The organism is Shewanella sp. BF02_Schw (assembly GCF_014596695.2).
Taxonomy (GTDB): domain Bacteria; phylum Pseudomonadota; class Gammaproteobacteria; order Enterobacterales; family Shewanellaceae; genus Shewanella.
In genome coordinates this window covers 88,665-101,541 of sequence record NZ_JABKAW020000002.1, presented here as the reverse complement: position 1 = coordinate 101,541, position 12,877 = coordinate 88,665, and the positions used below count along the sequence as shown (strand labels likewise).

General features: G+C 40.8%; 11 protein-coding genes, 2 tRNA genes and 1 pseudogene. 10 read left to right on the top strand and 4 right to left on the bottom strand.

Translation table 11 applies throughout. The features are described from left to right. Positions 1–87 precede the first annotated feature (87 nt). The 7 genes and pseudogenes from rimP (at position 88) to HNW13_RS08835 (ending at position 7,818) form a co-directional block, all read left to right on the top strand. Positions 88–543 carry a ribosome maturation factor RimP gene (gene rimP / locus HNW13_RS08865; protein ID WP_041413431.1) on the top strand — a complete coding sequence of 152 codons (456 nt, stop codon included), beginning with the start codon at positions 88–90 and terminating at the stop codon, positions 541–543. A 31-nt stretch (positions 544–574) separates the two neighbouring features. After that, entirely contained in the window at positions 575–2,074 is a 1,500-nt protein-coding gene (nusA, locus tag HNW13_RS08860; RefSeq protein WP_101085745.1) for a transcription termination factor NusA, read from the top strand. Between the two features lie 25 nt (positions 2,075–2,099). Continuing rightward, positions 2,100–4,745: a translation initiation factor IF-2 gene (gene infB / locus HNW13_RS08855; RefSeq protein WP_162022527.1), complete on the top strand. Its 2,646-nt coding sequence runs from the start codon at positions 2,100–2,102 to the stop codon at positions 4,743–4,745. Between the two features lie 66 nt (positions 4,746–4,811). Further along, the gene (rbfA, locus tag HNW13_RS08850) at positions 4,812–5,243 is read left to right on the top strand and encodes a 30S ribosome-binding factor RbfA (protein WP_101085742.1); all 432 of its coding nucleotides are present in this window, start codon (positions 4,812–4,814) and stop codon (positions 5,241–5,243) included. Further along, positions 5,243–6,196 (top strand): tRNA pseudouridine(55) synthase TruB, encoded by a 954-nt coding sequence (truB, locus tag HNW13_RS08845; RefSeq protein ID WP_192115826.1) that lies wholly within the window; start codon positions 5,243–5,245, stop codon positions 6,194–6,196. Before rbfA ends, truB begins: the two co-directional genes overlap by 1 nt. A 142-nt stretch (positions 6,197–6,338) precedes the next feature. Next, entirely contained in the window at positions 6,339–6,608 is a 270-nt protein-coding gene (gene rpsO / locus HNW13_RS08840; protein WP_011636467.1) for a 30S ribosomal protein S15, read from the top strand. Positions 6,609–6,810: 202 nt separating this feature from the next. Continuing rightward, positions 6,811–7,818: pseudogene (locus HNW13_RS08835) on the top strand (IS3 family transposase). Between the two features lie 46 nt (positions 7,819–7,864). Here HNW13_RS08835 and HNW13_RS08830 read toward each other — a convergent pair. Together HNW13_RS08830 and HNW13_RS08825 are read right to left on the bottom strand one after the other, a co-directional pair. After that, complete coding sequence (locus HNW13_RS08830) at positions 7,865–8,389, bottom strand: GspH/FimT family pseudopilin (RefSeq protein ID WP_192115827.1); 525 nt, start codon at positions 8,387–8,389, stop codon at positions 7,865–7,867. 128 nt (positions 8,390–8,517) lie between these two features. Continuing rightward, positions 8,518–9,039, bottom strand: a complete 522-nt coding sequence (locus HNW13_RS08825; protein WP_347813082.1) for a GspH/FimT family pseudopilin — start codon at positions 9,037–9,039, stop codon at positions 8,518–8,520. A gap of 424 nt (positions 9,040–9,463) precedes the next feature. Here HNW13_RS08825 and glnB point away from each other — a divergent pair, with 424 nt between their 5' ends. The 3 genes from glnB (at position 9,464) to HNW13_RS08810 (ending at position 12,109) form a co-directional block, all read left to right on the top strand. Then, positions 9,464–9,802, top strand: coding sequence for a nitrogen regulatory protein P-II (gene glnB / locus HNW13_RS08820; protein WP_101086390.1), 339 nt, complete (start codon positions 9,464–9,466; stop codon positions 9,800–9,802). A 78-nt stretch (positions 9,803–9,880) separates the two neighbouring features. After that, complete coding sequence (locus tag HNW13_RS08815) at positions 9,881–11,167, top strand: NAD(P)/FAD-dependent oxidoreductase (RefSeq protein ID WP_101086391.1); 1,287 nt, start codon at positions 9,881–9,883, stop codon at positions 11,165–11,167. Positions 11,168–11,407: 240 nt separating this feature from the next. After that, positions 11,408–12,109 carry a SapC family protein gene (locus HNW13_RS08810; protein ID WP_011638325.1) on the top strand — a complete coding sequence of 234 codons (702 nt, stop codon included), beginning with the start codon at positions 11,408–11,410 and terminating at the stop codon, positions 12,107–12,109. A 157-nt stretch (positions 12,110–12,266) separates the two neighbouring features. On the opposite strand, the gene HNW13_RS08805 is transcribed toward HNW13_RS08810, so the two are convergent. Further along, positions 12,267–12,342 (bottom strand) — tRNA-Thr (locus HNW13_RS08805). A 6-nt stretch (positions 12,343–12,348) separates the two neighbouring features. After that, positions 12,349–12,424: transfer RNA gene (locus HNW13_RS08800), tRNA-Phe, on the bottom strand. Positions 12,425–12,877 lie beyond the last annotated feature (453 nt).

Below are 12,877 nucleotides of genomic sequence, written 5' to 3'. Positions count from 1 at the left end.
TTTGTTATATGAACTTTTAAATATCCGTGTTAGATGCGGGTTGCAATGGGGCTATTAGCCCTTTTTTTGTTTTTTTGGGGGTCATTTTTGGCAACAATAGAATCCAAGCTAGTTGAAATGTTAACAGTACCTGTTGAAGCTCTAGGCTTTAAACTATGGGGCATTGAGTATATTCAAGCTGGTCGTCACTCAATTCTTCGTGTGTTTATTGATCACGAGAATGGCATCAATATTGAAGATTGTGCAGAAGCCAGTCGTCAAGTTAGCGCAGTTATGGATGTTGAAGACCCTATTTCTACAGAATACACATTAGAAGTATCTTCACCTGGCGTAGATAGACCGTTATTTACCGCCGAGCAATATAGAGCTTATATAGGTGAAGAAACAAAAGTACAATTGACTATGCCTGTTGCCGGTAGTCGTAATTTAAAAGGCGTCATCAGTAGTGTTGATGGGCAAATGCTCACTATCACCGTTGATGGTAAAGACTTGATTGTTGCTTTGGATAATATCCGTAAAGGCAACGTTATAGCTAAGTTTTGATAGTTTCAGGTGAAGAACGAGGCAAGACCAAATGAATAAAGAGATCCTGCTAGTCGCAGAAGCGGTTTCCAATGAGAAAGGCCTTCCGCGCGAGAAAATTTTCGAAGCGCTAGAAATTGCACTGGCTACCGCAACAAAGAAAAAATATGAAGGCGATATCGAAGTTCGCGTTGCTATTGATCGTAAAACAGGCCATTACGACACTTTCCGTCGTTGGATGGTAGTTGACGATAAAGGCGAAGCTCTGGAAAATCCATACAGCGAAATTACGTTTGAAGCCGCTCGTTATGAAGAACCAGAGATTCAAGTGGGTGAGTTTATTGAAGATCAAATCGACTCAGTTGCATTTGACCGTATCACCACACAAACCGCGAAACAAGTTATCGTACAAAAAGTACGTGAAGCTGAACGTGCACAAATTGTTGAACAATTTATTGAACGTGAAGGTGAGATTGTTACTGGTGTTGTTAAGAAAAGCACCCGTGAAAGCGTAGTTGTTGATTTAGGTAACAATGCTGATGGCGTGTTATTTAAAGAAGATTTAATCAGCCGTGAATCTTTCCGTCCTGGTGACCGTGTGCGTGCATTATTGTACTCAGTACGTCCAGAGGCACGTGGTGCGCAGTTATTTTTAACCCGCAGTAAATCTGAAATGTTAATTGAACTGTTTCGGGTTGAAGTACCAGAAATTTACGACGAATTAATCGAAGTAATGGGTGCCGCTCGTGATCCAGGCGCTCGTGCTAAAATCGCTGTGAAATCAAATGATCGTCGCATTGACCCTATTGGTGCTTGTGTTGGTATGCGTGGCGCACGTGTACAAGCCGTATCAAACGAATTAGGTGGCGAGCGAGTCGATATCGTGTTGTGGGATGATAATCCTGCACAATATGTGATCAATGCCATGGCGCCAGCTGATGTTGCATCTATCATTGTGGATGAAGACAACCACTCGATGGATATTGCTGTAGAAGCTGACAGTTTGGCACAGGCTATTGGTCGTAATGGCCAAAACGTACGTTTAGCCACTCAACTTACTGGTTGGGAACTAAACGTAATGACAGTTGAAGACATGAACAAAAAACACCAAGCCGAAAGTGCAAAAGTGATTGATTTGTTTGTAGCTTATCTGGATGTAGATAAAGATTTTGCAGCCGTATTGGCTGATGAGGGATTCACTTCGCTAGAAGAGATTGCTTATGTCCCAGAATCTGAACTATTAGCAGTAGAAGGTTTCGACGAAGGAATCGTTGAAGCATTACGTGAACGTGCAAAGGCGGCAATCTCTACAAGAGCATTAGCGTCGGAAGAAGCGTTAGATGGTGCAGAGCCAAGTGATGATTTACTAGCATTGGAAGGATTAGAAAGACATTTAGCTTATGTTCTTGCGAGCAAAGGCGTAGTGACTTTAGAAGACTTGGCCGAGCAAGGTATTGACGATTTAATTGATATTGAAGAATTAACAGAAGAAAAAGCAGGCGAGCTCATCATGGCTGCCCGCAATATCTGTTGGTTTGGCGAAGAAGCATAAGTCGATCAACAGGGGGATCTAATTGATGGCAGATACAAGCGTAGAAAAATTAGCAGCGGAAGTGGGAAAATCGGTTGATCGATTAATCGAGCAATTCTCACAAGCTGGTATGAACAAAAAACAACTCGATACTGTTTCAGAAAAAGAGAAGCAACAACTTCTTGATTATCTAAAAAAACAGCATGGTGCAGATTCAGTTCCGACTAAAATGACATTGCAACGTAAAACGGTGTCTACGTTAAGTGTTGCAAGCACTGGCGGTCAGTCGAAAGACGTGAAGGTAGAAGTACGTAAAAAACGTACTTTTGTTAAGCGCGATGATGCAGAATTAGCAAAACAAGCTGAATTAGAAACTCAAGCAAAAGCCAAAGCAGAAGCTGAAGCCCAAGCAAAAGTGGAAGCTGAAGCAAAAGCAGCTGCAGAAGCGAAAGCGAATGCAGAAGCGAAGAAAAAAGCGGAAGCAGAAGCCAAATTGAAATCAGAAAAAGTAAAGTCTGAACCTAAAGTAACTAAAGTTGCTGACCCAGAAACTGCAGCAGCAAAAGTTGAAGCAGATCGTTTAAAAGCGACTCAAGAAGCAGTGCTTACTCAAAAGCAAAAAGATGAAGCCGCTAAAGCAGCTGAAACTGCACGCCTCCTTGCTGAAGTAAACTCAAAGCGTTGGGCTGAAGAAGAACGCCAACGTTTAGATGCTGAAAAGAATGGCGATCACCACATCACAACCTCTAAAGTTGCTCGTGCAGCAGAAGACAGTTCAGATGCTGATGATGAAAAACGTGGTCGTCGTGCGCGCAACAAAAACGCCAACAAAAAACGTGGCGGAAAAGATGCTCGTGACGGTCGTGAAAAACACATGCGTAACCGCAGTACAGCACCTGAATCTATGGCACACGGTTTTAATAAACCTGCTGCAGCTGTTAGTCGTGATGTGCGTATCGGTGAAACCGTAACCGTATCAGAATTAGCGCATTTAATGGCAATTAAAGCCACTGTTATCATCAAGCAAATGATGAAAATGGGCACTATGGTAACGATTAACCAAGTACTTGACCAAGAAACAGCCCAAATGGTTGCTGAAGAATTAGGTCATAAAGTGGTGCTTATTCGTGAAAACGAACTTGAGCATCAAGTACTGAAAGATCGCGATGACAATATCCAACTAGAGTCTCGTGCTCCAGTTGTGACTATCATGGGTCACGTTGACCATGGTAAAACGTCATTACTTGATTATATCCGTCGTGCGAAAGTTGCTGCTGGCGAAGCCGGTGGTATTACTCAGCATATTGGTGCATACCACGTTGAAACTGAAAACGGCATGATCACTTTCCTTGATACTCCTGGTCACGCGGCGTTTACGTCAATGCGTGCTCGTGGTGCTAAGGCGACTGATATTGTTATTTTGGTTGTTGCTGCCGATGATGGCGTAATGCCACAAACGATTGAAGCGATTCAACATGCTAAAGCGGGTAACGTACCGTTAATCGTAGCTGTTAACAAAATGGATAAGCCAGATGCTGATCCAGAGCGCGTTAAGAGCGAACTGTCTCAACATGGTATCATGTCAGATGATTGGGGCGGAGATAACATGTTCGTTCACGTTTCAGCCAAAACTGGTATGGGCGTTGACGAATTGTTAGAAGGTATCTTACTTCAATCTGAAGTATTAGAACTTAAAGCAATACGTGATGGTATGGCAGCGGGTGTTGTTATAGAATCAAAACTTGATAAAGGTCGTGGCCCAGTGGCTACTGTCTTGGTTCAAGAAGGTACGTTACGCCAAGGTGATATCGTTTTATGTGGTTTAGAGTACGGTAAAATTCGTGCGATGAAAGACGAAAACGGTCACGCTATTACCGAAGCTGGTCCATCTATTCCAGTAGAGATTTTAGGTCTTTCTGGTGTGCCTTTAGCTGGTGATGAAGCGACAGTTGTACGTGATGAACGTAAAGCTCGTGAAGTTGCATTGTATCGCCAAGGTAAATTCCGTGACATTAAGTTAGCGCGTCAGCAGAAGTCTAAGCTAGAAAACATGTTTGCGAACATGGAAGAAGGCGAAGTACAAGAGCTGAATATCGTACTTAAAGCTGATGTTCAAGGTTCTCTTGAAGCGATTTGCGAATCTTTAGCTAAACTGTCTACAGATGAAGTTAAAGTGAATATTATTGCTCGTGGTGTAGGTGCATTAACCGAAACCGACGCAACATTAGCAGCAGCTTCAAATGCGATTCTTGTTGGTTTCAACGTCCGTGCTGATGCACAGGCTCGTAAGACCATTGATTCAGAAAGTGTTGATTTACGTTATTACAGCATCATCTACAATCTAATTGATGAAGTTCGTGCTGCAATGACAGGTATGTTAGCGCCTGAATTTAGACAAGAAATTATCGGCCTTGCAGAAGTTCGTGATGTGTTTAAGTCACCTAAAATCGGCGCTATCGCTGGTTGTATGGTTACCGAAGGTATTGTTAAACGTAGCGCACCAATTCGTGTACTACGTGATAACGTGGTTATCTTCGAAGGTGAACTTGAGTCATTACGCCGCTTTAAAGACGATGCACAAGAAGTCCGCAATGGCATGGAATGTGGTATCGGTGTGAAGAATTACAATGACGTCCGAGTGGGCGATCAAATTGAAGTCTTCGAAATAGTCGAAATTGCTCGCAGCTTATAAGTACCAATGGAAGGGCGGCTTTAGCCGCCCTTTTTGATTGTAGACCTAACGATATGGCATATCATCATGGCAAAAGAATTTAGTCGTACCCGCCGTATTGCACAACAACTCCAGCAAGAACTGGCAATGGTGTTGCAACGCGATATGAAAGATCCTCGCATTGGTTTTGTCACAGTAAATGACGTCGACGTCTCTCGTGATTTAAGTTATGCAAAAGTTTATGTGACTTTTTTTGAAGAAGACACTGAACTTGTTCAACAAAAAATTGATGCGCTGACTGTAGCCGCGCCTTATGTACGTACTTTAGTTGCTGGACGTATGAAATTACGTGTTATGCCTGAATTACGTTTTATTTATGATAGTTCGCTAGTAGAAGGCATGCGTATGTCTAACCTAGTCACACAAGTCATAAATAAAGATAAAGCCAAACAGCAGCAATTTACGCCTGACGCACCTGATAACAGCGAGTCTGTTGATGGTGAAAAGGAGCAAGATTAATGGCTCGTCGCCCTAAAGGTCGCTTCATCGACGGAATCGTATTACTCGATAAAGATACTGGCATGAGCTCTAATTTTGCCCTGCAAAGAGTGAAGCGTTTTTTTAATGCCAATAAAGCTGGCCATACAGGTGCTTTAGACCCGTTAGCAACAGGTATGTTGCCTATTTGCCTCGGAGAAGCGACTAAGTTCTCTCAGCATCTATTAGATTCGGATAAGCGCTACCTGGTGACCGCTAAATTGGGTCAACGTACTGATACGAGTGACTCTGATGGGGAAGTCGTGCAAACGCGCCCTGTGAATGTGACTCAAGCATTACTAGATGAAAAGCTCGCGTTTTTTCGAGGAACCACTCAGCAAATACCGTCAATGTATTCGGCATTAAAATACCAAGGTCAACCTTTGTATAAATATGCCCGTGAGGGGATTGAAGTTCCACGTGAGTCACGGCCAATTACCGTATTTGAGCTAAATTTTATTAAGCTTGAAGGTGATGAACTAACCCTAGACATTCATTGTTCTAAAGGGACTTACATACGTACCATTATTGATGATTTAGGTGAAATGCTTGGATGTGGAGCACATGTTATTATATTGCGTCGTACTCAAGTTGCCGAATATCCTTATGAAAAAATGGTTACCTTAGCGCAATTAGAAGCACTACTTGAACAAGCTCATAGACAAGATGTTGCTCCTCAGACCCTAATGGATCCGTTATTGTTACCAATGGACACTGCAGTGGCTAAATTTGCTGAAATTAACTTGCCTGAGGCGATGTTATATTACGTCATGCAAGGACAAGCAATTCAAGCTGCGGGACTTAAGCCTGATGAGTTAGTTCGTATCACTATTGGCGATGAACGTCGATTTGTTGGTATGGGTATCATGAATGATGATGGTTTATTAGCGCCAAAACGTTTGATTGTAATCCACGATAATGATACTGCTGAGTAGTCGAGTCGGTTTCGTCGTTGGCTTTTTCAGATAAATAATCGAATTTTATTGCGGTTAACTAACAATCTGGTTAGAATATCGCGCTCACTCTGGCTGAGTTAGTGATCGGCTAGAGATACATTTACTTTTTTTGGAGATACACATGTCACTAAGTGCTGAAACAAAAGCAAAAATTTTGGCTGATTTTGGTCGCTGCGAAAACGATACTGGTTCAACTGAAGTTCAAGTAGCTTTGTTAACTGCTCAAATTAATCACCTTCAAGGTCACTTTAAAGAGCACATCCATGATCACCACTCTCGTCGTGGTTTATTACGTATGGTTAGTGCACGCCGTAAGCTTTCTGCTTACTTAAAGCGTACTGACGTAGCTCGTTATACTGCTATGATCCAGAAGTTAGGTTTACGTCGTTAATTCGACATCTGCTTACTTTTGTAAGTAGTTTAACCGTAAAGAGGGAGGCCATAAGCCTCCTTTTTTTATTGCCTAAAATAATGAACTCGCCTCAAAATATTGCCAATCTTGTATCTATCAGTTGTCTTTGTAGTGGCATAGTTATTTTGGTCACCTAAGTAGAGGTGATATTATTACCTCGTAGATGACTTCAGGTGAACACATAAGATCGACAACCAGAAAAACATTTAGTGCTGAATTCAAACTTGAAACAGCCCAATTAGTCCTCGATAAAAACATAGCATCATCGAAGCTGCAAAGGCGATGATCGTGGGTAAATCCACCATGGATAATTGGCCAGACAGTTAACACTAGAACGCCAGGGTGGCACTCCAAAAGCCTCTCCCATAACCCCTGAACAAATTGAAATTCGTCAGCTTAAAAAACAAATAGCTCGTCTTGAGGAGCATAATCTTATCCTAAAAAAGGCTACAGCTCTCTTGATGTCAGACTCGATGAACAATTTTCGCTAATCAGCGCACTCAAGCAGAGCCACTCTATTCTCACAATTTGTAATGCATTCAAAGTGCATTCAAAGTGCATCTAAGTAGCTATAAATATTGGCTAAAAAGGAAAGAACATATTAATGCGGACTTTGCCATTTTTTACAGTGAGGTGAAGGCCGCGCATCGTATTAGTAATGGCTCTGCCGGTGCTCGAACGATAGCGCAATTAGTGACTAATAAAGGGATTGGTCTCAGTCGTTATCGAGTGCGTAATCTAACGGAAAAGCTAGACTTATTTTATCGTGAACCTGTGGGATGGGCGTTGTCATTATCGCCAAATAGCGAGCTGACGTGCAAAGCCTTGAATTTGGCGTTTGAGTTAAGGGGTAAACCTGATAATGTGATCTATCACAGCGACTAAGGTTCACATTACACAAGCTTGAAATTCAGACAATTATTATGGCGTCTTCAAATTGAGTAAAGTATGAGCCGTCGCGGGCATTGCTGGGATAACGCATCAATGGAGCGTTTCTTTTTGAAGTTTGAAATATGAATGGCTACCCGCCAGTGGTTATGGGGATTTTACCGAAGCAGACAAAACGATCACAAATTACATCACTGGATATTACAGTGAAACTAGACTCCTTTGTAATGATGGGTTAACGCCAAATGAGTCAAAATGTTTATATCGGAATGGCTCTAAAACCGTGGCTAATTTAACTTGACCACGACACATCAAATAAAAAGATATTACCAATGTAAGTCTTTTTACTAACTGCAAGTAACGGTGGTGCTAACTTTAGACATTCTGCCTGACGAATTTATATTTACGGCCTCAGATGAACTACTGTCCGCGCTGCCAGGGCAATATCGAAAAATGCCATTGAGACCATTAGCCATCATTCCATCAGGATTAAAAGTATACCGCGTTAGATCTGACTTTATAATATCGTTACTATTAAATGCATCCACTTTACGTAAGATCACATCAGCAATTCCATTGGTTGTATCCATTGTTCCAGTAACGCCATTATCGATGAATATACTAAAACCCTGGGCCCAATTACTGCCACAAGTTGTAGATGTCATAGGGCAAATAGAAACTCTGCTACCGTAACTAACCGCTTGGCTGCGGGCAAAGACAAACGATGAATCAATAGTGCTTATCACACTTCTCGCTCTAATGCCTTCATAAAGCGACTTAAATGCGGGAACTGCAACGGTCATGAGTATTGCTGCTATCACAACAGTGACCATCACCTCTATTAAAGTAAACCCAAACGTTAATTTTTTCATGCATAAATCCTCTGCTATATAAAGCAGAGTATAACTAAGCGCAGCATGAATTACAGTGTTTTATTGACCATTTTGACCGAACTACTGATTTGATATTTATTCAAATACCCTATTTAATTCCTACTTTGTTAAAGCTTACATTTAATATTTTTCTTTTTCGACATTCTTACCCTTCCTGCTTGATTTACAATGACGGCTTTTGAGTATTTACTGTCAAATTTTCCTGGGCAGTACGTTAATGTGCCATTAGTACCAGAAGCTAATCCATCGGGTTGGAATCTAATCGCTGCACGATTGTAATCAATATAGTCATTTTCATGAAAAGGAGCCGTTTGTTGAAGTAAGCGATCATTGGCATCAAGTTGATTTTTTTGCCCATGATCAATAAATACGCTTAATCCAATACTCCAATCTGCTGAACACAGATTATCGATTAAAGGGCAAACCGTTACTCTAGAACCATAACTTATGGCCATATGTCGACCTAACTGTATCGTCTGTTGAATAACTTGAATATTACTCTTTGCTCGTACTTGTTCAATTACTCCAGAAAAAGAGGGGATTGCGATGAGTGACATTATTGCGGCAATCAATGTGGTGACTATAACTTCAATCAGGCTAAAGCCTTTTGCTTGGATAGGAAATTTCACTGTTGTTCATCCTTAAACGTCGTTAGCTGCGTCCTGCAGTAAGATTAAATTAGTATAGAAAATAACCAGTAGCTTTGCTGAGAAATATCTTTTCATAAATACGTAAAATAGCCGCGACAATTAGCTTCGCTTTCAAGTAAGATATTTGGACGATGTTAGCGAGTATATAAATTGCAATGAGGACATGTGCTTAATCAACTTCAGTATGGGGTTATCAATGGTGATTAAATTGCTTTTGTCCTGTTTATTGTCGTGGATTGTCTTGCAATAGGCACCATATTGACGTGCAAATGTGACTTGTTAGTAAAACAAATGGCAAATTCGATATTGCAGATTTGAAATAAACCATTTTCTTATCGATTTATCCCATCTCTTATCCCGAGTTGAGGTTAATCAAAAACTTAGCCGATGACAGGAGTATTTAATGAAAAAAGTCGAAGCGATTATTAAACCGTTTAAACTTGATGACGTGCGTGAGGCACTTGCTGAAATTGGCATTACTGGTATGACGGTATCAGAGGTTAAAGGCTTTGGACGTCAGAAAGGCCACACAGAGCTTTATCGTGGTGCAGAATATATGGTTGATTTTTTACCTAAGGTAAAAATTGAATTAGTGATCCAAGATGACATTCTGGAACGTGCGATTGATGTTATCGTTGATATAGCCAGAACAGGTAAAATTGGTGACGGTAAAATATTTGTAACTGATATCGAACGCGTGATTCGTATTCGCACTGGCGAAGAAAATGAAGAAGCAGTATAAGGCCCATAAGGGCCTTTTTTTATAACTGTAAATATTGTGTGATTATGTTGTTGGTATAAGGTAATTCCGAGGTAGTGTATGGTGCAACGAATTGTTATCGTGGGTGGTGGGGCTGCAGGGCTAGCATTGGCTTCAAAATTGGGCCGGAAATTTGGTAAAAATCCGTTAATCGACATTAGTTTGATTGATAAAAATACCGTCCACATATGGAAACCTAAATTACATGAAGTCGCTGTTGGTGTAATTGATCAATCAATCGAAGGCCTACAATATCGAGATCACGGATTAAAGAATGGTTACCGTTATATTCGAGGTGCCATTGAGCAATGCGATCCGACGACTAAGAAAATTCAACTTGCTCCTGTGTATAACGATGAAGGCGAGATGATCATTGCCGCGCGCAATATTGAATACGATACTCTTGTTCTAGCCTTAGGGGGCGTATCAAATAGCTTTAATACACCAGGAGCCGAAAAACACTGTATTTTTTTAGACAGTCTAGACAGTGCTAATCTGTTTCATCATAAGCTGATGGATGCACTGTTACAGCTTAATGAAACCCAAGATCAATTAGGTATCGGCATTGTTGGTGCGGGTGCTACAGGTGTCGAGCTTGCCGCTGAGCTCCATCATGTTATTGAATCAGTAAGAGAGTACGGTTATCAAAACATCTCTAAAGATCATTTAGATATAAATTTAATAGAAGCATCCCCAAAAATACTCCCTCAATTGCCAGAGCAAGTCAGTACAAGAGCGCAAACTGTACTGTCAAAATTAGGGGTTAAATTGCATTTAGGTGTGCAGGTTAAAGAAGTAACCAAAGAAGGCTTTGTTACTGCGACAGGGGAGACGATAAAAGCCAATATCAAAGTGTGGGCGGCAGGTGTTAAAGGTCCCAAAGTATTTGAAAATTTCACTCAACTTCCCGTCACACCACGTAATCAAATTGATGTAGATGATTGCATGCGTGTAAAAGGCATTGATGATATTTATGCTTTAGGCGACTGTGCTCAATTAATTTTACCATCAGGTAAGCCGGTACCACCAAGAGCCCAAGCCGCGGCTCAAATGGCAGATCGTCTCTATGCCAATATTTGTTTGAAGATGAAACAGCAGCCAGAAAAGCCTTTCGTATATAAAGACTATGGATCACTAGTATCACTGAGTCGTTTTTCGGCGGTTGGGAACTTAATGGGAAGCCTCCGTTCAGGAGATTTTTTTGTTGAAGGACACATTGCTCGTTTGATGTACATCTCTCTGTATCAGCGTCATTTAGCCAGCTTGTATGGCTGGTTCTCGGCTTCTGTATATCGTATTGCCCAAAAGCTACTGCGCTGGCAACGTCCTAAGCTCAAGTTACACTAGGCGAGTAATCACATAGAGAGTTGAGCTACTATCAATATAAACGAATAGGCTTTGTTAAACACAAAGCCTATTTTGCACAAGAATTGGTCATTTGACGTTTATTGACGCAATTTAACTTAAATCTACTTGAATTTAAGATTTAACTTGGTAGTTTCAGTTATTAATTATTTGTTAACACAACGTATGACAATGATGTTGTACTTATACCATAAAAGATAATCAGTGCTTCAAGGAGCCAAGATGCCTAACCAGATTACATTATTAGAACAAACCAAGCATGGTGATTTAAAACTGACTCCAAGTGATTTTTCTCACGTGGCGGAGCAGCACATTGTGCCGGTTACCTTGCACGAAATTAACCGTGCTGCCACTGAGTATCCAATCGTATTTGTTAAAAACAGTGACACTAACGAATTTCAATCAGTTGCGATGTTAGGTCTAAAACCAGGTCAAAATCTAAGTGTGAAAGATGGTAAGTGGCAAGGTTTGTATATTCCAGCTGTTGTTCGTGACTATCCCCTTGGTTTAGTGGTTAATCCAGACGTTAAAGATAAAGTATGGATTGGTATACGCGAAGATGCCAAAGAAGTGACTAAAACAGACGGCCAAGCATTATTTGAAGATGGTAAAGAAACTCCATTTTTAGAAGCGCGTAAGCAAGCTTTGATTAGCCACTATGAACAAGATCAAGCGACTCGCGGTATTTTAGGGTTTCTAGATGAAAAAGGGCTGTTGATTAATCAGACTCTCACTGTTGATGTAGCGGGTGAGAAGCGTAATATCAATGGTTTATACCTTATTGATGAAGCTAAATTAAATGCACTAAGCGACGAAGAGTTTATCGAGCTTAAAAAGCGCGGTCTACTAGGCCCAATTTATGGCCATTTGGGTTCTTTAAACCAAGTTAATCGTTTAGCCCGTGTTGAAGTACTCGGTAGATAGTCTTCGGGCTTCCCCAAACAAAACCGGCACTCAATTGAGTGCCTGTTTTGTTTGGGGAAGTTAAACTCAATAAATACAATATCTGAATTAAGATGTTTAGATTTGACTAAATAGCAGATGCAAAAAAGCCACTCATTGAGTGGCTTTTTTGTTTTTATGGTGCCGGCACCAAGAGTCGAACTCGGGACCTACTGATTACAAGTCAGTTGCTCTACCAACTGAGCTATGCCGGCTAAATATGGTGCCCGAACCCGGAATCGAACCAGGGACACGAGGATTTTCAATCCTCTGCTCTACCGACTGAGCTATTCGGGCAACTAACTAAGCGTTAGTTAATCACTGCAGACTAGGTATTAACTTGGTAATCAATGCCCGTCTCGTCTGGAGTGCGCACATAGTATAGTGATGGTTTTTATCGTGCAAGTGGTTTTTCAAATGTTTTTACTCGTTCGGCTAGTTAATGTGCAAACTGGTGGTTTTTTATCGATTTTCATCATTAAAAGTCGTTTATAAGCGCTAATCGACAAAAATAAAGTCATAGAAGTTTGTTGACGATTAAATAAAATAACTAAAGAGAAACCAAAAAATGAATTCGTCATTTGTTTTTTGCTCAGCACTAGACCCGTTTGATTTTTAACTTATGGTTAGTGTCCTAGTTTTAATTGCAAGTTCAAGAACGGTAAGCTTGAGTTGTTAGGCTGATGAATAACTTATTTACATGTAAATGAGTGAACTTTTTGTAGCGTCGTTTATCTTAATTTATGTGAG

What these genes read in the sequence shown, in the direction of transcription:
- nusA (WP_101085745.1), top strand. Translation starts at nt 575, where the DNA reads ATGAATAAAGAGATCCTGCTAGTCGCAGAAGCGGTTTCCAATGAGAAA.
- infB (WP_162022527.1), top strand. Translation starts at nt 2,100, where the DNA reads ATGGCAGATACAAGCGTAGAAAAATTAGCAGCGGAAGTGGGAAAATCG.
- rbfA (WP_101085742.1), top strand. Translation starts at nt 4,812, where the DNA reads ATGGCAAAAGAATTTAGTCGTACCCGCCGTATTGCACAACAACTCCAG.
- truB (WP_192115826.1), top strand. Translation starts at nt 5,243, where the DNA reads ATGGCTCGTCGCCCTAAAGGTCGCTTCATCGACGGAATCGTATTACTC.
- rpsO (WP_011636467.1), top strand. Translation starts at nt 6,339, where the DNA reads ATGTCACTAAGTGCTGAAACAAAAGCAAAAATTTTGGCTGATTTTGGT.
- HNW13_RS08830 (WP_192115827.1), bottom strand. Translation starts at nt 8,389, where the DNA reads ATGAAAAAATTAACGTTTGGGTTTACTTTAATAGAGGTGATGGTCACT.
- glnB (WP_101086390.1), top strand. Translation starts at nt 9,464, where the DNA reads ATGAAAAAAGTCGAAGCGATTATTAAACCGTTTAAACTTGATGACGTG.
- HNW13_RS08815 (WP_101086391.1), top strand. Translation starts at nt 9,881, where the DNA reads ATGGTGCAACGAATTGTTATCGTGGGTGGTGGGGCTGCAGGGCTAGCA.
- HNW13_RS08810 (WP_011638325.1), top strand. Translation starts at nt 11,408, where the DNA reads ATGCCTAACCAGATTACATTATTAGAACAAACCAAGCATGGTGATTTA.